Origin of the sequence: Bifidobacterium sp. ESL0704 (genome assembly GCF_029392075.1) — a bacterium.
Classification (GTDB): domain Bacteria; phylum Actinomycetota; class Actinomycetes; order Actinomycetales; family Bifidobacteriaceae; genus Bifidobacterium.
Map to the genome: position 1 here is coordinate 2,025,659 of NZ_CP113929.1, position 21,985 is coordinate 2,047,643.

The window sequence follows — 21,985 nt, forward strand, 5'->3', positions numbered from 1 at the left end:
AATATCTTTATTCAGATCCGATGCATACTCGTGAAGATTTCCTCGCGCTGACAGCGAATACGTACGCCGATCTTGTCGCCGAGCGCCTCGAGTCCGTCGACCAATGCCGAGAATTCTTCATCGGACTTGGAGTAATCGACAATCATCATCATGTTGAAGAATCCGTCGATGATGGTCTGCGAAATATCAAGAACGTTGACCTTGTGCTCGGAAAGATAGGTGCAGACCTGCGCGATAATGCCGACCGCGTCCTGTCCGACCACCGTAATGACCGCTTTATCCATATCAACCCCTTAACCGTTGTTGAAAACACGATGGCCGACCGATGCCATTCCGAATCCAAGTATAAATGCAATGTGCGCGATGAAGCCATCAGCGTCCGGAATGCCGACAGATGCCGCCGCATATCGGTCGTTCAGGAGTTTTATCGCCGACCAAACAGCAAATCGGGCCATCATCCGGACAGCCAGCCGGATATCGCTGAATACCGGCCCATCCACGCTATCGGCCGAACAGCCAACCGTATTACCGACCAATAGTCCTCACTCGCTGAGCGTTGATGCCCGAACCAAATACGCATTCCTCCATATTCGCTCATTTCGCCAGTTAACAAGCGATTCAAGAAAGCTCAGCCATCTTCAACACCCGGTTCCCTCGCCGCCAACCTTGCCGACCGCGCGGTTTCAGCGATACCGGCGCTCGTGCTTTTTCATGCCTGCCAGATAGTGAGAGGCCCCTGCGGCCGAGTCGCTGCGTTCAAGATTCTGCTCGGAGCCGTCCGTCACCAGTTGGGCGCTGAACATCGCCTCGTAGTCGGGTATGCTCAAACGCTCGCGTGCATCGAGCAAGGCGCGGTGGCCCTGCGCATCCAAACGATTTCGGTAACCGGGCTGCAGCGTGCCGAAATAGAGTTCCGCCACAGAGCCGGACCCGTAGGAAAACAGGCCGATGCGGTCGCCCGCCTGGAGGGTTTCGTCATTGTCGAGCAACGAAAGCAGGGCGAGGTAAATCGAGCCGGTGTAGATGTTGCCGACCTCCTTGCCATAGACGATGCTCTGTTCGAAGCGCTCGGTCAGCCGGTTGTAATTAGCCTCGGAAATCTTGCCATTGCCCAGCGTTCGCAGGCCCTTGCGCCCCATTTTCGAAAACGGGATGTGGAAGAGCAGCGCCTGCAGATGTTCCGGATCGGCCAAGCCCTGCTGCCGGGCCTTGTCCCAAAGATCGGAGAACATGCCGACATAGACTTCCTCGGAGAATTTGCCGCGGGCGAAAGCCTCGGTGGAATAGTTGGGACGCCAGAAATCGCCGGTGCTGCGGCTTGCGTACAGCGATTCCGGCTCAATGGCAAGGATGCCGGGGTCACGCGTGACAAGCATCGCCACCGCTCCTGCCCCCTGCGTCACCTCGCCAGGCGTATCAAGACCGTAACGCGCGATGTCGGAGGCAATGACCAGAACCTTGCGCCCGGGATGACAGCGCACATAATCACACGCGAGCTGGATGCCGGCGGTCGCGCCGTAGCAGGCTTCCTTGATTTCGATGGCACGAAGATCGGCGGTTAATCCCAGCAGATCCTGAACGAAAAGCGCCGCAGCCTTGGACTGGTCAATGCTGCTTTCCGTGGCGACAATCAGCATGCCGATTTCCTGCCGATCGTCATCGGAAAGTATCGGCTCGGCGGCGTTGGCGGCCATGGCGACGACGTCCTGGTCGAGCGCGGCCACCGACATCCTGTTCTGCCCGATGCCGATGAGGTATTTGTTGGGATCCACGCCGCGGGCTTCGGCCAGATCGACCAAGTCAAGATAGTGGTTGGGCGTGTAGAAGTTGATTTTATCAATACCGGCCTTGACGCTATCGGTTTTGTCGATTTTTTGCATCCTGTACTGCTCCTGTCTCATTGTTCGATATCCATTGCATTCGTATCGATACATTCCATTCCTGCCGTTCCGGCAGCAGTGCTGGAAAACGGACTCTTAACAACCGGCAAAGTCCGCTTACCAGCAGCAACCCAACAAACAGACACCTTAATGCTGGAAAACGGCACCTTAGACATCGGCAAAGTCCGTTCACCAGCAGCAATATGCACGTTGGAGCCGGAACAGTCCGTATAGGTAGGTTCCCTCAGCATGGATCCAAGCCCTTACGCAGACGGCCCAGCAGCCGTTGAGCGGTCTGCAGATCGGCTTTGGCCGGATCGGCACGAAGCCCAGACACCACTTGCGCAAGCTCCTCCGGCCTCGCTCCTGCGGACATCGCAAGGCTTTTGAACTGAAGATTCATATGACCTTCCTGAATGCCTCGGGTCACCAGCGCCCGCATCGCCGAAAGGTTAGAAGCCAGACCGACGCTGGCGACGATACCCATGAGCCGCGATGCATCAGGCTGGTGCAGCAGTTTCAGGCTCAGCTTGGCCATCGGCAACGTTGACATCGCGCCGCCGACGCTGCCCAAGGGCAATGGAATATCGATACGTCCGACCAGTTGATGACGTTCTTCGTCGACAGACCATTGCGTCCAGGTCCTGCGTTGGTCATTCAGATCGGCATAGGCCGCGGCGTTGATGTTTCTGGTGTCGTTGCCGGTGGCGAGCACCACCGCGTTGATGCCGTTCATGATGCCTTTGTTGTGCGTGGCCGCTCGCAACGGCGAGATTTCGGCGAAACGGGCTGCCGCAACGATACGCCGGGCGACCTCTGAGCCATCCATATCGCGGGTCGCCAAGTCGTCGAAATCGATACGCGCCTGCGCCCGCGCACGCTGGTTTCGGGTATCGTTGGAAAGGATGGCCATCAAGAGGTCGAGCCCGTCAAGCCGCTTGACACAATACTTTGCGACCGCTTCGGCAATGGTGTTGACCACGTTCGCGCCCATCGCATCGCCCGGGTCGATCAGCAAATCGATTTCGGAAAAACCCTCCGCCGACACCGAAACACTGATGTTGCGCAACCCTCCCCCATACGTTTGCAGACTGGGGTGTGCGTCGTGCGCGACCTTGCGGATTTCCGCCTCGTGCCTTCGCACAAACGTTGCAAGACGGCTAGCCTCATCGAATTTCGGAGCATTATCACTCGGCGGCACCGAGACCATGGAATCAGCAGCTTCGTCACCTTTGATGTCATACGTTTCAGAAGTACCAGTGTCCTCTGGACCATCCTTCCTGCCGTTCGAATAGCCGCCATTGGGCTCACAAAGCCTGCCGGGCTTACCGGAATGGGTCGCCCTATCATATACGGAATCTGGCGATCTATCAGCAGCACATTCAAAACGTTTGTCATACGTCCGTGAAGAACCGCTTTCCATAAACACGATCTGGGCGGTGATGCCATCTCGACGCACCGACGTACGGAAACCTCCGGCTCGCGCGATGCGATGGGCGGCATTGCCTGCGGCCGCAATGACGGAAGGCTCCTCGACGGCCATCGGCACCCGCAACGCCTCGCCATCGATGACGAAATGATCGGCCAGACCGAGCGGAACGGGGAAATTGCCGATCTGGTTTTCGACCATATTGGCGGCCACACCAGTCGGCAGCGCCGGCTCGTCGGTCAACACCGGCAAATCATCGTCGTCGATCGCACCTTCGTCGCGTAGTTGCGCAAGCCGCTCGGCTGTGGAAAGCTCATAGAATTTCGTCATCGTATATTCTCCACTTCCATGGCCACGCCTTGCCCGCCGCCTACGCACAGCGCCGCGATGCCGAAACGCTTGCCTGTGCGACGCAGGTTATGCACCAGTGTAGTCAAGATCCTGGCGCCGCTCGCCCCGAGCGCATGCCCCAGCGCGAGCGCCCCACCGGAGATGTTGTAACGCCCGGGGTCGATGCCCAGCACTTCGCGCGTCAGCCACGCCTGGGTGGCGAACGCCTCGTTGACTTCATACAAATCGATGTCGGAAACCTCTTGCCCGCAGCGTTCCAGCAGTTTTTCGATGGCCGGAATCGTGGCGTAGCCCATCTGATCGGGCCGATAACCGACCTCGGCGTACCCTCGAATCACCGCTTGCGCCGTCAGGCCGAGTTCGTGTGCCTTCCCAGCCGTAGTGACCACCGTCACCGCTGCCCCGTCGCTCAACGGAGAAGCATTGCCCGCGGTGACCATGCCATCCGAGCGATACACCGGCCTGAGTTTGGCGAGCCCCTCGAGGGTCGTGCCGGGTCGCATGGTCTCGTCGCGCTCCAGCCCTCCGACCGGCAGCACTTCGCCGTCGAAACAGCCGGCGTTCCAAGCCACATCGGCCTTGCGCTGCGAGTCGAACGCGTAGCGGTCGAGTTCGTCCCGCCTTACGCCGAAATGTTGCGCGAGGTTTTCGGCGGTGACCCCCATCGCGTAATCGCCGAAGGCGTCGTTGAGCGCGTCATAGTGCAAGGTGTCATGCCAATGGTCGACGTCGAATTCATTCTTGCCGATCCGACGTGCGAAGGCGGCCGCGTTCGACATGCTTTCAGTGCCCCCCGCCAGCACCACGTCCGCATCGCCCATCATAACGGCGCTCTGGGCCAGACGAACGGCCTTGAGCCCGGAACCGCAGACCTGATTGACGGTCATGGCCGTGCCGGACATCGGCATGCCTGCGCCGAGCTGCACCTGCCGCGCGACGTTCTGTTTTAAGCCGGTGCCGAGCACGTTGCCCAGAATCACCTGATCGAAGATGTCGGCGGACAGACCGGAACGCCGCAATCCTCGCTTGGTCAGGTCGGTGGCCATATCCACCGCGCTCATATCGCTTAACGCGCCGCGGAATCTTCCGGTTGCCGTACGCCACGAAGCGGCGATGACCACGTCATTGCCTCGAAGCCGCGCCCCGTTCATCGGCCCACCCCGACAAATCCGAGAATCACGGCACCCGTACTCCGAACCAAACCCCAATCACACAAGCACATACGCACAATCCTCCCTAGCGCTTGCCAGACTAAGTGAGGACCATACGGATACGAAAGGAGCTGTGACGCTATCTCCACCAGCGTTCACAGCCCCTTTACCGATATCGCAAGTTCATCACAACTTCGGCGTCATCATTCTCGTTTATCCGTCAAAAGTCGTTTCATGCTTGCAATATCATTACAATTTGATTTCGATTCTCGTATTTATGACTCCTTATGTGCCGAATCGGAAGCCACGGCCGCCAGAGCACGCGGAGCATGGAAACCACGATGCGCGAACTCGTCAGCGATGGCCTGAGCTACCGCACGGCCCTGGCCCTTGTCGACCAGCGCGATGATGGATCCGCCGAAACCGCCGCCGGTCATGCGGGCACCGTACGCACCGTGTTTGCGGGCGACGTCGACCGCCACATCCAACTCGGGGACGGTGACCTCATAGTCTTGGGCCAGTGAATCGTGCGAGGCGTTGAACAGGCGTCCGGCCTCCTTGACATCCCCTGCCGCGAAGGCATGCACGAATTGAGGCACACGCCAGATTTCGGTAACGACGTGGCACACGCGCTTCTTCATCGTCTCGTCGCCGAGCTTGCCCAGCACATCGCGCAACGCGGCCTGAGCGGCATCGGCGTCATCACCGGCATCTTGCGAGATACGGTCGGCGATCACCCGCAGGTTTTCAACACCAAGCGCTTTCGCGGCTTCTTCGCACATACTGCGACGCGCCTCGTACTGGCCGTCGTTGAGCTGGTGCTTGGCCTGGGTGTCGACCACGAGCAGCTCAAGCCCGAGCGATTCAAGGTCGAACGGCTGCTGCGAGACGCTGTGCAGAGCGTCAAGCTCCGGACGGCAATCCAGAAGCAGCGCATGGTCGGGGGTGCAACGCATGGAAGCGTTCTGATCAAGACCGCCGGTCGAGGCTCCGGCCATGTCGTTTTCGGCTTTCATCGCGGCCTGGATCAGCGTGACGCGGCCTTCGTCGCTTCCGCCGAAGCCGAGATGGTAAATGTCATCGAGTGCGAGCGCGGTACAACAGGTCATCGCGGCCGACGAGCTCAGCCCGCCACCGACGGGAACGCAGGAGACGAACGCGGCATCGAAGCCTTTCACCGCGTCGAATCTGGCCTCGCGCAGCGCCCAAGCCACACCGATCGGATAGGCCGCCCAACCCTTGACATCCCGGGCTTTGAGCCCATCAAGGTCGACGGCGACGGGCTTGCGGTCGCCGAAGCTGGAGACGACGCGCACCACGCCGCTTTCCTTGGGAGCCACGGCGATGAACGTGCGGTGCGGCAGGGCGATGGGCAGGCAGAGCCCGGCGTTGTAGTCGGTATGCTCGCCGATCAGGTTCACGCGCCCGGGCGCGCTCCACACGCCAGCGGGGGCCTCGCCGAACGTGTCGACAAAGAGCTCGGCGACTTCGCCGACAGCCTCCTTGGCATCAAACGGCTCAAGGTATTGGACGTCTCTGATAGTGCTCATTTGATTTCCTCCATGGAATGAATATGACGGAGATGATGGCGGTAACGATGGTAACGATACTGAAGGCGGCGCGGCAGCAGCGAAGCCGGCCGGCTCAGTCGATATCGATCGGACCGAGCTCGTGGAAGCGGGCGGCGATGCGTTCCGGCGTCGTGTCGCTGACCCACGCGGCCATGCCCGATTCGCTTCCGGCCAGGTACTTGATCTTGTTGGCGGCGCGGCGGAAGGAGAAGAACTGCAGGTTGAGCCGGTAGTTCTCGCGGCGCTTGTCGTGAATCGGCGCCTGATGCCAGGCGGAAATGTAGGGTAGGTCCATGCCCTTGCCGTCGCCGGTATCGAAGAAGGCGTTGCCACGGCGCAGCAGATGCGAATACATCGAGGCCAAGTCCCAGCGTTCCTGATCATTGAGCTCGTCGAGGGTCAAGACATCGCGCACCGGGGCGACGTGCACTTCCAATGGCCAGCGCGCGGCGGCCGGCACATAGGCGACCCAACTGGAATTGCGCATCACCACGCGGGTGCCGGCCTCAAGCTCAGCGTTCATGATATCGCGCAGCAGGTTGCCGCCGTTCTTTTCGTGGTAGGCCTGCGTGTGTTGCAGCTCGGTTTCCATCTTCGGCGGGATGAACGGGTAGCAATAGACCTGGCCGTGCGGGTGCGCCAGCGAGACGCCGATTTCGGCGCCGTGGTTCTCAAAGGGGAAGATCTGCTCGATGCCGTCCATATGCGAAATCTCGGAAGTACGGAAGGCCCACGCCTCCACGACGGTGCGCAGGCGGGAGACCGGCAGGTCGGCCGGCAGTCCGTTTTCGTTGGGGTCGAAGCAGATGACCTCGCAACGCCCGGACGCAGGCTTCTGCTGCCACAGCGCATTGCCGTCGACGTCGGTGACCACGTCCGGCACGCCGGGTACCTGCACCATCGAAGGGAAACGGTTTTCGAAGATGACCACGTCGTAATCGGTGTCGGGCACTTCCCCGTCTTGATAGGGGTCGCCGGGCTTGCGTGCGGCCAGTGGGTTGCCTTTGGCCGTGGCCCCCGGTCCGGCGGTGATCGGCCGGTTCATGCGTGCCGCGGCCATCGGAATCCAGTCTCCGGTCAGCGGGTCGCGGCGCATGATCGGCTCGGCGTACGGCACTTCGTTGCCGTCGGCGTCAAGATGCGGGGCGAACCGGTCGGCCAGCGGCCGCGGATCGACGAGCTCACGGGTCTTGGCTCCGGAAACATATTCCGGGTCGTCATCCAGATAGAAGAAATCGCGCCCGTCCGCCAGTGTGGTGGGTGTGATGCGGATATGCTCACACGCATATGTTCCGGGACGATAATACTTGAATTGTTCCTGCTTCATTGCTGTTCCTTTGTATGGGTTTCCATATCATCAAGCCTTCGGTTTCCGCCGTTCGCGACGTTTGCCGTCGACCTCGCGTTTTGCCAGAACCTGCCAGACGATTGCCGCCATGCTTCTTTTGCAACCTTGCAGCTTGTTGCTTGCGACATATCGACCGGCCGATCACGGCCATTCAGTCCTCGACTTGCCCCGGGCCTTTGGTCAGGATCAGGTGTTTGACCAACTTGCGCGTCTCCTCTGCCGAAGTCGGGTCGAGCCCGTCGTCGGTGATGAGGGTGTCGACCTGGTCGAAACGCGCGAAGAGGGAAAGCGAGGTGCAGCTCCATTTGGTGTGGTCGGTCAAGATGATGGTCTTGTCGGCGATATCCATCATGGCCATGTCCGTGGCGGCCTCGAGCGAATTCGGCATCAGGAAACCGCGTGGCACCGAGACGGAATGCGTGCCCAGGAATACGGTGTTGACACGAAGCGATTCGATGACCTTGTCGGAAATCGGGCCGACCAGGGAGTTCGAACGGGTGATCACGCCGCCGGTGACGATGACCTCGACGTCCTTGCTTTCCAGCGCCTGCACCAGTTCCGCCACCGGTATGGAGTTGGTGAGGATGGTGATATTGCTCGCGCGTTGGCTTTCCAGCAGATGCTGGGCGAAGATATATGACGTCGTACCGCCGCCGATGGCGATGACGTCACCGGGCGAGACGTATTTGACGGCTTCCTGCGCGATCGAGTCCTTGAGCCCGATATCCATCTGCGATTTGACGGAGAACAGAGGTTCGCTCAGCAGAGTGCTCGTAGTCACCGCCCCACCATGGACGCGCTTGAGCAACCCCTTGTCGGCGAGGTCGGCGATATCACGACGCACCGTCATGGCCGAGACGCCGAGCTCCTTGGAAAGGGCGGTGATACGTACAGCGCCTCGGGTGCGAAGCCTGCTTAAAATCAAATGCTGCCGTTGTGACGAAATCATATGAACATTATCGCACAAATACGAGCATCAAACAAACCAGCCTGAGCGTTTCATTCGGTCGTTTTACCAAAATCGAACATTTTAGATACAAAGAGCCTTGATTTTTCACCTAAAATAATCAAAAATATCCTAATTTGATAAAAGACGTGAGCCTTCAGCCTCTTGAGATGCATTCATCTTCGCCAGCGTTGGAATACCACGCCATGACGCATACAACAGACGTTACCGACTCCCGGTAGCGCGCCCGAAACACATGAAAAAACTATTGCCCGTCATCGCCCGAATCCAGAAACTCATTCTGGTCGGCATCGGGATTCTGCTGCTCTTCGACTTGGGGCTGCTGCTGGTCCTGGGCTTCGGACTGCCGGTACGCATCACGCCGGTACTGGTTGCCGGAATTGCCCTGACTGCTGGCATCGGCGGAAACGCTGGCACCGCCCATGTACTTCGGGTCCGGGTTGCCGTAGCTGTTGTCGATCGGCGCGTTGATGTCCGCAAGGTACTTGTTCATGAACTCCGTCCACGCCGGGGTGGCGATGTCGGCGCCGTACCAGTAGCCGTGGGAGCGGCCGTTGATGGTCTTACCGGAGAAGGAGACGTTGTATTCCGCGTTGCCCACGGAGACGAAGGTCGCCACCTGGCCCGGAATGAAGCCGGAAGTGAGCATACGCGTCTGCTCGTTGGTGCCGGTCTTGGCGAAGGTCTTGCGTCCGTTGTCGAGCTGAGCCTTCTTGGCCTGGCCGTCGGAACGGATGACGCCTTGGTTCATCGCGTAGGCCGTGGTCTGTGCGATGGCCGGTTCGATGGCCTGATGGCAGTTGGCGCTGGGCACCTTCAAGGACTTGCCCTGTTTGTTGATGACCTTCTTCAGGGCGATCGGCGTGCACTCCACGCCGTTGGCCGCGATGGTGGCATACACGTTGGCCATGGTCAGCGGGGAGGCCGCGACCGTGCCGATGATCAGCGGGCCGGGCCAGTTCTTGGAGGAGAACAACGTGTCCCCGACCGGTGCCTGATGATAGCCCACGGTCTTCGCAGCATCGATGACCGGGCACATCCCGATCTGATCGATCATGGCCGCCTGTGTGGTGTTGTGCGAATGGACAAGGCCGTCGAGCACGGATTCCGAGCCTCCGACACCGCCCTCCGAATTCTTTGGAGACCAGCCGTTGGCAGTGCCGGAATAGCCCGGGCATGCGAAGGAATGTTTGGGATAAAGGCCCTTGGGATGCACGATGTCGGTGATGGACCGGCCTTGCTGCATCCACGCCACCATGTTGATGGGCTTCCATGTCGAACCGACTTCCCAGCCGGCACCACCCCCGTCTTTCTGATCGACGGCATAGTTGATGGCCGTGCGTGTGGGGTCGCTTTTCGCGGCATCGGTGGGGTCATAAGTGCGGTTGATGCCGAAGCCGAGCACCTCGCCGGTTCCCGGTTTGATGGCGGCTATCGAGACCTCGAAGCCGCTGGGGTCTGCCGGCGGAATCGTGTCGCGCGCGGCCTGCATGGCGTCGGCATTGGCGTGAATGTCCATCGTGGTGTAAATGCTGAGCCCGCCTTCGTTCAGAAGCTTGGTGCGCTCCTTGGCGGTTTTGCCGAACTCCTTGGAGTTGAGAATCTGCTTGGTAGCGTAATCGCAGAAGAACCCCGCATCACCGGCGGCCTGGCAGCCGACCTGCGTGGAGTTGTTCTGCAGGTTCAGCGTGCTGGCTATGGGCTGGGCGCGGAATTTGTCGTGGTCGGACTGCGAGATGAAATGCTGCTGCAGCATCAGATCGAGGACGATGTTGCGCTGTTTCTGCGCTTCGGGCTGGTTCTGGGCCACCGAAGGATCGTACCTCGCCGGGTTTTTGGTGATGGCCGCGATGGTGGCCGCCTGGCCGATGTTGAGGTTGGAGGCGGAGACGTTGAAGTAGCGCTTCGCCGCGGTTTCGACGCCGTACAGGTTGTTGCGCCCGAACTGGGCGATGTTCAAGTATCCCTGCAGAATCTCGGCCTTGCTGTATTGCTTCTCCATCTGTACGGCGATCAGCATCTCGCGTACCTTACGGGCGATGGTGTCTTCCGAAGCGTGGTATTCGGCGATGGGATCGTTCTTTTCCTTCGCCTGGATAAGCAGTACGTTCTTGACATACTGCTGCGTCAGCGATGAACCACCCTGCGTATCGCCGTGCTTGATGAATGTCTGGACGAAGGCTCGAAGCACGCCCTGCATATCCACGCCCGCATGCTCGAAGAAACGGCGGTCCTCACGGGCGACCACGGCCTGTTGCATGGGCTGCGATACCTGGCGCAACGGGACTACGGTGCGGTTCTGCGCGTAGAAGGAGGCGATGACAGTTTTTCCGTCTGACGCGTAGATGGTGGATTTCTGCGGCAGGCTGGTGACATCGAAATCGATGTCCTCGGTTTTCAGCGTCGGTGCGACGGTACGGGCCATGCCGTTGAGTCCAAGCACTCCGGGGATGAAGAACATACCACCGACGACGCCACCGGCGATGCAAAGGGTCACATAGGTCAACAGCAAAGCAATCACGCGCCTCACCGTGAGGTTGTTCTTCATTTCAGGCATGGTGTTCATTCTAGGATATCGCCTCTACCGAAACGGCCAATTGCGTAGCCTTATCGCCTATTGCGTACTTCATCCGGGAGAGTCTGGGAGATTGCGGAAAATCGGCCGAACGAACCATAAAAAAATCGCGGCTCGAAACCATGAGGCAACGAGCCGCGACATATATCTCAGAACTATTACGAAGCGATGATCAATGACGGGAACGACGAATCAGCGCACCGGGCTGGTAGATGATGATGGCGCGGCCTTCGCGGGCGATCCATCCGCGATTGGCGAAGTCCATCAGCGCCTTGTTGACCGTCTCACGCGAGGAACCGACCAGCTGGGCCATCTCTTCCTGCGTCAGGTCGTGCGGCACCTTCACGCCGGATTCCACGGGCTCGCCGAAACGCGAAGCCAGATCGAGCAGCGTCTTGGCCAGTCGCGCGGGAACATCCATGAATACAAGGTCGGAAATCTGCTCGTTGTTCGCGCGCATGCGGTTGGCCATCACCTGCAGCATATCCACAGCCACGCGCGGATACTTGTTGAGCCACGCGAAGAGGGTGTCATGCTCGAGCCAGCCAACCTGCGTGCCGTTGTTCATCGCGATGGCCGAAGCCGTGCGAGGGCCGCCGGCGGGATCGAAAACCGGAATCTCTCCCAAAATCTCGCCGCGGGTATGGATGCTCAACAGCTGCACACGATTGTCACTGGCCTCACGGGTGAGCTTTACTTTCCCGCTTTCCAGCAGATACATGCGCTGATCGGTGGAACCTTCATGAAAGATGTAATCACCCTTCTCGAATTCCGCGCGCTTCATGAATGGCATGAGCTCCTCCGCATTGGCGTGAGAGACATGCTTGAACAATGTCGTTTGCAGAAGTTCATTGTCCGCTTCATTTGCCCCATTCGGACTTGCCACGAGAATGCACCTCCAAAAAAATATTAACCGTCGTATTACCAGAAACTCATTGCCTTGAAACTGGTCGAACTCAAATCTATCTCAATTGTAGCTCAGTTTGGCATACGTTTCGAGGTAAGAGAAAAGTGTTTCAAATGGAATATTTTTTTGCCGTTTGATAGGCGCAACACGTTTGACGGCCGATTTGACGGATTTATCACTCATCTTTTCCGAAGAGGTTTTGAGTATCCTTCCCATTTTCTCCTCATCGATGTCGTAGGCAAGGGTGACATGGTGCAGCAATGCCCCCGGCCCGCCGCCGACCGGAGGGAAGAGGCGCTGTGCCGCGCCACCGATCTTGCCCTGTGCCGAAGCGATGTCGTTGGTGCCGCTGAAAAACGCGTCAATGCCGAGATCCCGAAGCGCATCGACCAGCCATTGGTCGCACAAACGGAACGATTCATCGACGGGGAGACTCGCGACAAACCCCTTGGGCGCATAGAGAGAATAGGTGATGGCGTCACCCGGTTTAATGAACATCGCACCACCGCCCGTGCTGCGACGGACGATGTCAAAACCCTCCTGCCGCGCGGCTCGTATGTCCACCTCACGCTCGATGGATTGGAACCTGCCAACCACGACTGCCGGCCCCGCCCAATGCCAAAACCGCAACGTCGCGGGTCGTGCGCCGCTCGCCACTTCTCGAGCCCAGCCCTCGTCCGTTTTCATCTGTTCGGCGGGACTGCGTGCAACGTCATGCACCACCAACGGACGCAATTCACCCCAACGTTTTTGATAGAGTTGATGGAAAACGTCATCATTTGACGTCAAATTGTCTGAGACGTCAACAACTCCAACCTTTGCACGAATTGAACTTCCCTTTTCGTCTGAAGCACTGTTTTGCCGTTTGTGCAAAGCCCGTCGGTAGGCGGTGGATATCGCGGTATCGTCGAGACCCACTAATTTCAGCGACGAATAGCGCGAAAAGACATCGGTCAACGGTCTACCGGCGATCAGCGAATCGGCAAGCTCGGCGAGCATGGCGTGGACGGCGCTGTCGTCACCGGAAACGAAAAAATCACCATCAATCGAGCAGGAAACCGGTTGGCCGGATTTGTCGACAACGACCTCGACCCCGACCAGCTTGCCTCCGGGGGTCTTGTATTCACCTCGCATAACACATCACCATATCAAAGCGCGGCGCGAAAACGTCATGAACGTTTCCCCGCCGCATCAAAACAACGTATCCACTCGCAGGCTCCGAGGTGGAGCAAACTCGTCCCATCCCGTTGCGCCCCGTGCCCTATTGCAAGGCCGTATCCCTGCTATTCCAGCAGTTCCATTCCTTTGGCGTCCCTGTGCCAAGGCGAACCGTAGTTTGAACTGAGGATCAGCACGCCTTCGATCAGCCCCCAGATGAAGGCCGCGATGGGACCGAGCCCGAAGAGTATCCAACCGATCAGGGTCAACAGCAGCTGGGCGATGGCCTTGCCATAGAAACCGAGATAGAAATTATGGACGCCCAACCATCCCAGGAAAATGCCCAACAGTCCCGCAGCCATCTTGCTTCTGGGCTGGTAGCCGTAAGGCAGCGGCTCCGGCTGGCCATATTGCGGGGCATAAGGCTGACCTTGCGGGTAGGCGTTCTGGTTCTGCGCAGAATACGGCTGGTTGTAATTGCCAGACGCATAGCCGTAGCCGGGTTGGTAAGCCGGTCCGGCCTGGGGCTGAGCATAACCGGGTTGGCCGTAATTCGGCTGGGAATACCCTGGCTGGCCATAATTCGGCTGCTGCGGCTGCCCGTAATTCGGCTGCGGATTGGATTGCGTGCCGCCGGCCTGTCCATAGTCAGGCTGGGCATACTGCCCGCCTTGCCCCTGAGTCTGCCCGTAGGTCCCGCCGTACTGGGCTTGCTGCCCCGGCTGGTTTTGCGCGGCATTGAAACTCTGGTGATCGCCGGAACCCTGCGGAGCCTGTGCTCCGGGCTGCCCACCTTGTGGATCTGGTGTATCGTTCATGTTTTCAAGTCTAGTCCAAACGGTCGAGACAACCGTGTGAAAACGCTGACAACCAGCTGGAAATCCAGAAATCGTCATCTGCTTTCAGAAAGCAAAATCGGGTGCCTTCGCCCGCGAAAAGCACCCGGAACACACAACAATCGGACGGCAACATATTTCTTTTATATTATGGTCTGCCGTCCAACGTCGTGCACAACCTCACAGCTTCACAGTCTCACAGCCGCGCCAGAATATCCCGTCCGACTTCGGCGGTGGTGCGCGTCTTCTGTGCGTTTTCGGCGATATCGTCCTCAACGACCGTTTCGATACGCGCGGCGGGCTCATCCATGCCAAGGTGACGCAGCAGCATCGCAGTGGAAAGGATGGTCGCGGTCGGGTTGGCGATGCCCTTGCCGGCGATGTCAGGGGCGGAGCCGTGGATCGGCTCGAACATCGAGGGGTACTCGTTGGTTGCGTTGATGCAGCCGGACGCCGAATAGCCGACGCCGCCGACCACGCTACCGGCCTCGTCGGTGATGATGTCGCCGAAGAGGTTGTCGGTCAGGATCACGTCGAAGCGGGACGGCTCGGTGACCATGAAGATGGTGGTCGCATCGATGTGCAGGTAATCGTGGCTGACCTCGGGGTATTCCTCGCCCACCTTGTCAACGATGCGCTGCCACATATCGCCGGCGTTGATCAGCACGTTCTTCTTGTGCACCAGCGTGACGTGCTTCTTGCGTTTCATCGCCAGGTCGAAGGCGTAACGCACCACGCGCTCGACGCCGTAGGCCGTGTTGATGGAGACCTCGGTGGCCACCTCGTGGGGCGTACCCTTGCGGATCGCGCCGCCTGCGCCGCAATAGAGGCCTTCGGTGCCTTCGCGCACCACGACGAAATCGATGTCGCCCGGGTTCTTCAACGGGGACTCGACACCTTTGTAGAGCTTGGACGGGCGCAGGTTGACATACTGGTCAAGATCGAAACGCAGTTTCAACAGCAAACCACGTTCAAGTAAGCCGGCCGGTACGTCAAGCCGAGGGTCGCCAATGGCCCCCAACAGAATGGCGTCGGTTTTCTTGATACGCTCGAGGTCCTCGTCAGGCAGCACAGCCCCATCACGCACATAACGCTGGGAGCCGAGGTCGAAGTCCTCATACTCGAAATCGGCCACACCCTGCATAGCCTTCTCCATGACCTGCTGGGCAGGAGGAATGATTTCCTTGCCAATGCCGTCGCCTGGAATGACGGCGATATGATATGTTTTTTTAGTGCTCATAGCCGCGACGTTAGTACCGAATTCGGCACTGTCCACTATATGGTCCAGCAAATGGACATCACCGATTCCGCGATTTCTTCCGTTTTGAAGGCTCTTGGTGCCACCAAGTAGGCCAAAATTCAAAGAATCAACACCCATTCTCAAAATTCCGGGCAACTTGGTGCACCAAGCAGGCCAAAATACGGAGATTCAACACCAAAAGACACATTTCCACCCATCTTGGTGCACCAAGTAGGCCAAAATACGGAGATTCAACACCTAAAGACACATTTCCACCCAACTTGGTGCACCAAGCAGGCCAAAATACGGAGATTCAACCCCTATTCTCAAAATTTCGGACAACTTGGTGCCACCAAGAAAGTGATATGAGAGCAAATAAGGGTATCTCGCTACTCTTCGATTCCCATGGTATGAAGACACCAGGCGTTTTCGTCGCTGACTTCCTGCCACTGCTTGTAGCGCCCGGAAGTCCCACCGTGACCGGCCTCGACCTCGATGCGCGCGATGGCGTCGACGCCCTGCGATTGCAGACGGGCGATCCATTTCAGCGGTTCGACGTAGAGCACACGGGTATCGTTCAGCGAAGTGGTGGCGAAAATCTTCGGATAGTACGAGGCAGCGGAATCGGAGACATGGCCACCATCAGCATCCTGCTTTCCGAAGGCACGCTTTTCAGTAATCCGATCCGATTGCCAGGGTTCCGAATCCCCCTGCCAATGGCCGAACGGCGCGTTTTCGTAAGGGGAATACGACTTCATATAGTCATAGACGGCCTTGTCGTGAAGCGGATCGCCCCACTCGTCCCATTCGGTGACCGTCAGGGGCAGCGACGGGTCGAGAATCGAGGTGAGCGCGTCCACAAACGGCACGTCGGCCTCGATGCCCGCATAGCATTCCGGAGCCATATTCGCCACGGCACCCATCAAGAGGCCTCCCGCTGAACCACCATTGGCGACGCTGCGTTTCGGATCGGCAAGTCCCGCCCGCTGCAAGGCTTTGGTAGCATCCACGAAATCATTGAACGTATTACGTTTATGAAGCCTTCGCCCTTGCTCGTACCAGGCACGGCCCATCTCGCCGCCGCCACGCACATGCACCACGGCGTAGAGCACACCACGGTCGAGCATACTCACTCGCGCCACGGAAAAACCGGGGTCGCTGTCTGCCTCGTAGGCCCCGTAACCGGTGATGAACATCGGCGAGGCAGACACCAAAGACGCCACAGAGTGAGGATTCTCAGACCTGTCATTTGCACCATCAAGCAGGTCGATACCGCTGAAATCCTCGCCCAGCGCGCCCATGGCCGTGCAGCAATCCTGCCTCCAGACCAGGGAGACCGGCACGAGCTCGCCGTCACGCACCCGCACCCAGATACGGCGCTCGCGATAGTTCGCGGCGTCGAAACCGCCGTGCACTTTCGCACGCTTCAGAAGCCTGCTGGTGCCGGTGGCCACGTCCAACTCGCGCAGCTGCCCGGGTTGCGTATAGCTTGCGAACGAGTAGCGGAGCCGCGGCACATTGTAGGAGGGATTGCCGCCGGCCCCGATGGAATAGAGATGCCGGTTGCTGCCGTTCTCGTCTGGTTTGAGCTCGCGGAAGTGCCACGGACGATGAGCCAGGAAATCCTGCAACGCTTCGTCTTTTCTCATCACCGCGATATGGGGCAGGCTGTTGTTGCGATAACTCAGCACAACGAAATTGCGGTACATCGCGATGCCCTCGATACCCAGCCCGCGAGCGCCGCGCAGGATGTCAGGGTTGTCGAGATTGCTATACGGCGTATTGACCGGTAGTCCGCTCGCCCCCGACTCGACCTCATCGCCGCGCTCGCAACCGTAAGGCGAACCCTGCGCCACGATTACACCTTCGCCCAGCGCATACGGCGGTTCATGGGCATTCAAGTCGACTACATCAACCTCGAAATTCGGGTTGTTCGCGTTGTGATAGACCAGTGCCAGCGGGATATCGGCCCCGCCAACGCCCGCGCCTTCGAAGCTGGCGAAACTGACATCGTATTCGACGCCTTCCTGCCGCGGGATGAACGCCCGGAACTCGCCTTCCGGGTCGCTGACCGGCAGCATCAGCACCTCGCTGGTGGTCTTGGACGAGCAGCCGATGACCATGTTGCGTTCGTCGAAGCTCAGCCCGACGCTGATCCAGAAGTGTTCGTCGGATTCGCGGAACACCTCAACGTCATCATCGACAGGCGTGCCGACCCGGTGCCGGCAAACCGCATATGGCCGCCAGGATTGATCGAGCATCGTGTAGAACACCCACTTGCCGTCGGGTGTGAAGCAGGCCTCGGCAATACCCTTGAAAATTTCGGGCAGCTCGTGGCCGTCCTCGAGGCTGCGGATGCGGTAATCATAGCGTTCGCTGCCTACGGTGTCGGTGCCGTAGAGCAGCCAACGGCCGTCGCGGGTCAGGTCAAGCCCTCCCAGACGGAAGAAATCGTGGCCTTTTGCCTCGACGTTCGGATCGAAAACGACCTGCTCCCCCGGATTCGCCCCCGGAGCGTCGCCGGCCTTGATTTGCGGCGGATCCCAATCATCCGGCCCTGCGATCGGCAGGCGGCACTGCACTCCGTATTGTTTGCCTTCCTGGGTGCGCACGAAATACCAATAGCCATCCATCCGCGTCGGCACGGACATGTCCGTCTCGTCGACCCGTGACTTGAGCTCTTCGAATAGGCGGCGTTTCAGTCCGTCGAAACCGGCCGTGCGGGCCTGGTAATATTCGTTTTCCTCACGCACAAATCGTTGCAATTCCGGTGAATTCTTGTCGCGCATCCACTCATAGGGGTCAATGAACGTATCGCCGTGAACGCTACGCGCGTGCGGTCTGCACAAGGCATGCGGAACAGCGGGGGTATCGGCGTGCCGCGTCGAGGCCGCCATGTTCGTTTCATCAGTCATAAGCATCAAGCCTATAACTCATCGAACGAACGGCAAAATCTAGCGGATGCCCAATATCTGGCGCAAGTACGGCAGCATCGTCTTCATGATGTTGGCCCCTGTGGTGCCGATGAAAACGGGAACGTCGGTAACCGGCATCGGCTGTGTAGCCGTGAATCCCGCGATTTGCTCCAACGCCGAAGACTCGCTCGGGCTCAACTCGCGGATGGCGATGGCCAGCACCCTGCCGGGATGGCGTCGTGCGATTGTGGCGTAGGTCATCGGGTCCTTCTGCCCGTCGTCACCGATGAGGATGAATTTCATATCCGGAAAATCCTCCATCAGCTGCTCGGCGAACTGAAGCTTGTGCTCGACGCCGGAGGGAACGAAGGTCTTGGGCCGCGGGTCGAGGTCGCGCAACAGCAACGGACCGGCCGGATAGCCCTGCTCGGCGATGAAATTGCGAATCGAACTTTCGATGTTCCACGGCGAGGTCGACAGATAGAAGAACGGCGCATCCGGCATCATGTCGGCCAGCCGCGTGAACAGCGCGCTCATTCCCGGCACGGTGCTGCGTTTCGCGGGGTTGATCAAGAACAGATTATAGGCCGCTTTCATCGGGCTTGGGGCCTGAGTGACCATGATGGTATCGTCGACATCGGTGATGATGCCTACTTTTGTGCCGGAAGGCACCACAAAAAGCTCCGACGTGACTTTTTTGCGGCCGGCGACCTCATAGGAGACCACATGAACGCCCGGGGTGTTGCCGCGCTCGGCCACCAGATCAAGATATCCGGAACTGTCGGAAACGGCGTATACCGAGCTTGTTTCCCGGGAGGAATCGTATCGGTCGTATATCTCGGAAACCCCGACCTGCACCTGATTGACCGGCACACCGTCGATTTCGATCTTGACGCGCACCTTGGCTGCCGGCACCGCAAACATGCCTCGGATACCACGTATCAGCTCGCCGGAACGCGAACCGCCGGGTGCCATCACCGTCCGGCAGACGAGCCTGGCATAGTCATCGGTGCCGTAGCCGGCGTAGGGTTCGACCTTCGGATACCAACCCAACCTGCGAACCAGACCGGTCGAAAATCGCGTCCACGCGCCGAAGCCTTTCGTGGCGACCTTCCGACCACACCAGACCAAGGGCTCGCCGAATCGATGGGAGGCGCCGACGGCTTTCGGAGAATCAAACGAACTGGAAGCACGATGCACCTCAATCGGTACAGTCATCATCTGGTTGACCTGCGCCGAGCTGTCGCTGTGTTTCGCTCGTTTGCGTGCCATTGGTTTCCGTTCGTTTACGATAGGTGTGTGTTTGCTTTATTAGTATAAGTTGTCAGTTATTGACTAATATATTAGTCATCAATACTCAATTATTCTAAATCATTATTTGGTGTCGACTGTGCGATTACTCCGCGCGACGGACCATGGCGACGTACTGGTCCGCATCCATCAACTCCGGCTCGTCGTCATCCATTTCGATTTTCAGAATCCAGCCTTCGCCGTACGGGTCGTTGGTGATGACCTGAGGATCGTCGGAGACAGCCTGGTTGACGTATTTGATGGTGCCTTCGACCGGCGAGATGAGGTTTTGCACGGTTTTCGCGCTTTCCATTTCCGCGATTTCGTCGCCGGCACGCACCGGGGTGTCCGCCTCGGGCAGATCGACATAGACGATTTCACCCATCTGCGAGGCCGCGTATTCGGTCAGTCCGATGACGGCGAGACCGTCGACATCCTCGACCCATACGTGATCGGCGGAATATTGCAGGTGATCGGGCACATCCAAAGCAGGGGCCGGGGATTGGAAAGAAGCGCCGGCCACCGCCGAATCGGAGGCTCCGGTGGCGGTGTCGACGTCTTTGGTTTGGTCAAAATCATTCATAACGTTTTCGTTCATATACTCAGACTACCGCATTACCCACGTCAGTTCCATATGTCGTGAAACAGCTGTCCCGGCTTTCGGCCTTCACGCAGACCGCCTCATCTTTGCTCGAAAGCGTCGGACACATTCTGTCCGGTGTCCTCACCTTGACGGCAACGTTACGGCACTGATTGAAATACATTGGACGCCCCGTTCACACAGCTCAACAGGGCGTCCGTAATTGAAAGCTGGCTGATGACGCGTTTACCGCACCGGACCGCCAGGCTGAGCACCCACGACCTGGACCAGCGTGCCCTGCGGGCAGTTGTCGAAGATCCACTTGGCATCCGAGATGTTCATGTTGACGCAGCCGTGCGAACCGTGGCCGGCCGGGTCACCCGTGCCGATGCCCGTAGGATTCCAAGGGGCGCCATGGAAGCCCTGCCCGCCGTTGAAGTAGCTGACCCACTGCACGTTGGGAGTGACGTAACCCGGCCCGCGCATGGTCTGCACGGTGTAGCGCACGTTGATGACGTAGTTGCCCAGGCTGGTCTCATGGCCCGGTTTACCCGTGCATACGGGGAAGGACTGCACCTGCTGGTCGTCCTTGTAGATGGTCGCGGTCTGGGTGGAGCGATCGACGACGATGCGCATTTCGGACTTGGTCTGCTTGACATCGAATTTGGTGATGTCCGCCGCCGCCTGGATGGTGGCCGGCTGACCGCTGGTCATGGCGTTGTAGACCTGATCGGCCACAGCACCGCCGTCCTTGACCTTGACGCCGTCGACGCCTTTGGACATGGTCACGAGCACGTTGCCCGAGCCGTCGACGATGTCCTGCTGGCTGACCATGTCCTGGTTGAGCTGCTTGGGCATCTCGGTGTTCATGTAATTGACGATCGCGTTCTTGTCGATGTCGAGTTTGATGGATCCCTTCTCCAAATCGGCGTCAGGCTTGATCCACGCAGCGAGCTGCGAGACCGGCACTTCGAACTTGCCGGCATCGCCGTTGCCGATGACGATCTTGTTGGCAAGGATCTTGTTGGCGGACTCCGCAGCACTCTGGGCCGTGGCCTGCGTGATGGGGGTGTCGATGGTCTTGTAGGAAATCTTGACGGACTCGGTCTGCCCCGGGTCGGCGATCAGGGTATTGACGGAATTCTTGACACCGCTCATTTCCGGCGAGCGCCCGCCATGCCCCGCATTGGCCACGAAGGCGTTGGAGTTGGCGTCGAAGACGACGCTGGAAGGCACGGCCTTGTCGTGGTCCTTGACAAACGTGTTGGTCAGATACGTGTCAATCGGCAGATCGGTGACATTCGCGGCAAGCTTGACGTCGGCCTTCTGGAAGGGAACGACGCGACCCGCGCCCTCGCCCTTGGCCGCCAGCAGGTCCTGCACCGTCCTGTCGGTGTCGACCTTCACGCCCAGGTCCTTGAAAGAGGCGGAGGCTTTCTTGCCTTGTCCGTCGGCGATGATGACCTTCGAGTTGTTCACCTGCTGGTCAACGGTCTTTTCCAGCTGGGCTGCGTTCTGACCGGCCACGGCCACGTTACCGAGACGGACTCCCGGAGCCGCCTTATCCTTGTAATACCAACGTGCACCGAAGAACGATGCCACCACAGCAATGACCAGCACCGCAAGAACCACGGCGGCGATGATGATCGCCAGACGGTGCTTCCCCTGCTTCTTGGGTTGCACACGAGCCTCGATACCCAGCGCGGCGATATCAGCTTGACTCATTTCGCTCGTCAAGGCCTCAGGCTCGTTACCGTAGTTGTTCACGTTGTTCATTACTTCCTCCA

18 protein-coding genes are annotated in these 21,985 nt (G+C 58.9%); all 18 read right to left on the minus strand.

Translation table 11 applies throughout. From position 1 onward, the window contains the following. Positions 1–11 precede the first annotated feature (11 nt). The 18 genes from OZX64_RS07490 to OZX64_RS07575 all read right to left on the minus strand — a co-directional run bounded on the left by OZX64_RS07490 (position 12) and on the right by OZX64_RS07575 (position 21,974). Complete coding sequence (locus OZX64_RS07490) at positions 12–284, minus strand: ACT domain-containing protein (protein ID WP_277156888.1); 273 nt, start codon at positions 282–284, stop codon at positions 12–14. A gap of 9 nt (positions 285–293) precedes the next feature. Then, the gene (locus OZX64_RS07495) at positions 294–536 is read right to left on the minus strand and encodes a hypothetical protein (RefSeq protein ID WP_277172409.1); all 243 of its coding nucleotides are present in this window, start codon (positions 534–536) and stop codon (positions 294–296) included. A 147-nt stretch (positions 537–683) separates the two neighbouring features. Beyond that, the gene (locus OZX64_RS07500; RefSeq protein ID WP_277172411.1) at positions 684–1,901 is read right to left on the minus strand and encodes a hydroxymethylglutaryl-CoA synthase; all 1,218 of its coding nucleotides are present in this window, start codon (positions 1,899–1,901) and stop codon (positions 684–686) included. Further along, positions 1,898–2,131, minus strand: a complete 234-nt coding sequence (locus OZX64_RS07505; RefSeq protein WP_277172413.1) for a hypothetical protein — start codon at positions 2,129–2,131, stop codon at positions 1,898–1,900. The genes OZX64_RS07500 and OZX64_RS07505 overlap by 4 nt, the downstream gene beginning before the upstream one ends. Further along, positions 2,125–3,639: a hydroxymethylglutaryl-CoA reductase gene (locus OZX64_RS07510; RefSeq protein ID WP_277172415.1), complete on the minus strand. Its 1,515-nt coding sequence runs from the start codon at positions 3,637–3,639 to the stop codon at positions 2,125–2,127. Before OZX64_RS07510 ends, OZX64_RS07505 begins: the two co-directional genes overlap by 7 nt. Beyond that, complete coding sequence (locus OZX64_RS07515; protein WP_277156882.1) at positions 3,636–4,811, minus strand: thiolase family protein; 1,176 nt, start codon at positions 4,809–4,811, stop codon at positions 3,636–3,638. Before OZX64_RS07515 ends, OZX64_RS07510 begins: the two co-directional genes overlap by 4 nt. Before the next feature lie 275 nt (positions 4,812–5,086). Further along, positions 5,087–6,352 carry a galactokinase gene (gene galK / locus OZX64_RS07520; RefSeq protein ID WP_277175023.1) on the minus strand — a complete coding sequence of 422 codons (1,266 nt, stop codon included), beginning with the start codon at positions 6,350–6,352 and terminating at the stop codon, positions 5,087–5,089. Between the two features lie 103 nt (positions 6,353–6,455). Continuing rightward, on the minus strand, positions 6,456–7,709 hold the full coding sequence (galT, locus tag OZX64_RS07525; RefSeq protein ID WP_277172416.1) for a galactose-1-phosphate uridylyltransferase: 1,254 nt from the start codon (positions 7,707–7,709) through the stop codon (positions 6,456–6,458). 172 nt (positions 7,710–7,881) lie between these two features. Beyond that, on the minus strand, positions 7,882–8,679 hold the full coding sequence (locus tag OZX64_RS07530) for a DeoR/GlpR family DNA-binding transcription regulator (protein ID WP_277156880.1): 798 nt from the start codon (positions 8,677–8,679) through the stop codon (positions 7,882–7,884). Between the two features lie 262 nt (positions 8,680–8,941). Next, positions 8,942–11,254: a transglycosylase domain-containing protein gene (locus OZX64_RS07535; RefSeq protein WP_277172419.1), complete on the minus strand. Its 2,313-nt coding sequence runs from the start codon at positions 11,252–11,254 to the stop codon at positions 8,942–8,944. Positions 11,255–11,444: 190 nt separating this feature from the next. Continuing rightward, positions 11,445–12,164, minus strand: coding sequence for a Crp/Fnr family transcriptional regulator (locus OZX64_RS07540; RefSeq protein WP_277157377.1), 720 nt, complete (start codon positions 12,162–12,164; stop codon positions 11,445–11,447). Between the two features lie 75 nt (positions 12,165–12,239). Then, positions 12,240–13,178, minus strand: a complete 939-nt coding sequence (locus OZX64_RS07545) for a lipoate--protein ligase family protein (protein WP_277172421.1) — start codon at positions 13,176–13,178, stop codon at positions 12,240–12,242. Positions 13,179–13,462: 284 nt separating this feature from the next. After that, positions 13,463–14,155, minus strand: coding sequence for a TM2 domain-containing protein (locus tag OZX64_RS07550; protein ID WP_277172423.1), 693 nt, complete (start codon positions 14,153–14,155; stop codon positions 13,463–13,465). Positions 14,156–14,369: 214 nt separating this feature from the next. After that, positions 14,370–15,413 carry a 3-isopropylmalate dehydrogenase gene (locus tag OZX64_RS07555; RefSeq protein WP_277172425.1) on the minus strand — a complete coding sequence of 348 codons (1,044 nt, stop codon included), beginning with the start codon at positions 15,411–15,413 and terminating at the stop codon, positions 14,370–14,372. A 389-nt stretch (positions 15,414–15,802) separates the two neighbouring features. Beyond that, positions 15,803–18,328 (minus strand): S9 family peptidase, encoded by a 2,526-nt coding sequence (locus OZX64_RS07560; protein WP_277172427.1) that lies wholly within the window; start codon positions 18,326–18,328, stop codon positions 15,803–15,805. 39 nt (positions 18,329–18,367) lie between these two features. Then, positions 18,368–19,600 carry a phosphatase domain-containing protein gene (locus OZX64_RS07565; protein ID WP_277172429.1) on the minus strand — a complete coding sequence of 411 codons (1,233 nt, stop codon included), beginning with the start codon at positions 19,598–19,600 and terminating at the stop codon, positions 18,368–18,370. 124 nt (positions 19,601–19,724) lie between these two features. Next, positions 19,725–20,216, minus strand: a complete 492-nt coding sequence (gcvH, locus tag OZX64_RS07570) for a glycine cleavage system protein GcvH (RefSeq protein ID WP_277172431.1) — start codon at positions 20,214–20,216, stop codon at positions 19,725–19,727. Positions 20,217–20,444: 228 nt separating this feature from the next. Further along, positions 20,445–21,974 (minus strand): L,D-transpeptidase, encoded by a 1,530-nt coding sequence (locus OZX64_RS07575; RefSeq protein ID WP_277156873.1) that lies wholly within the window; start codon positions 21,972–21,974, stop codon positions 20,445–20,447. Positions 21,975–21,985 lie beyond the last annotated feature (11 nt).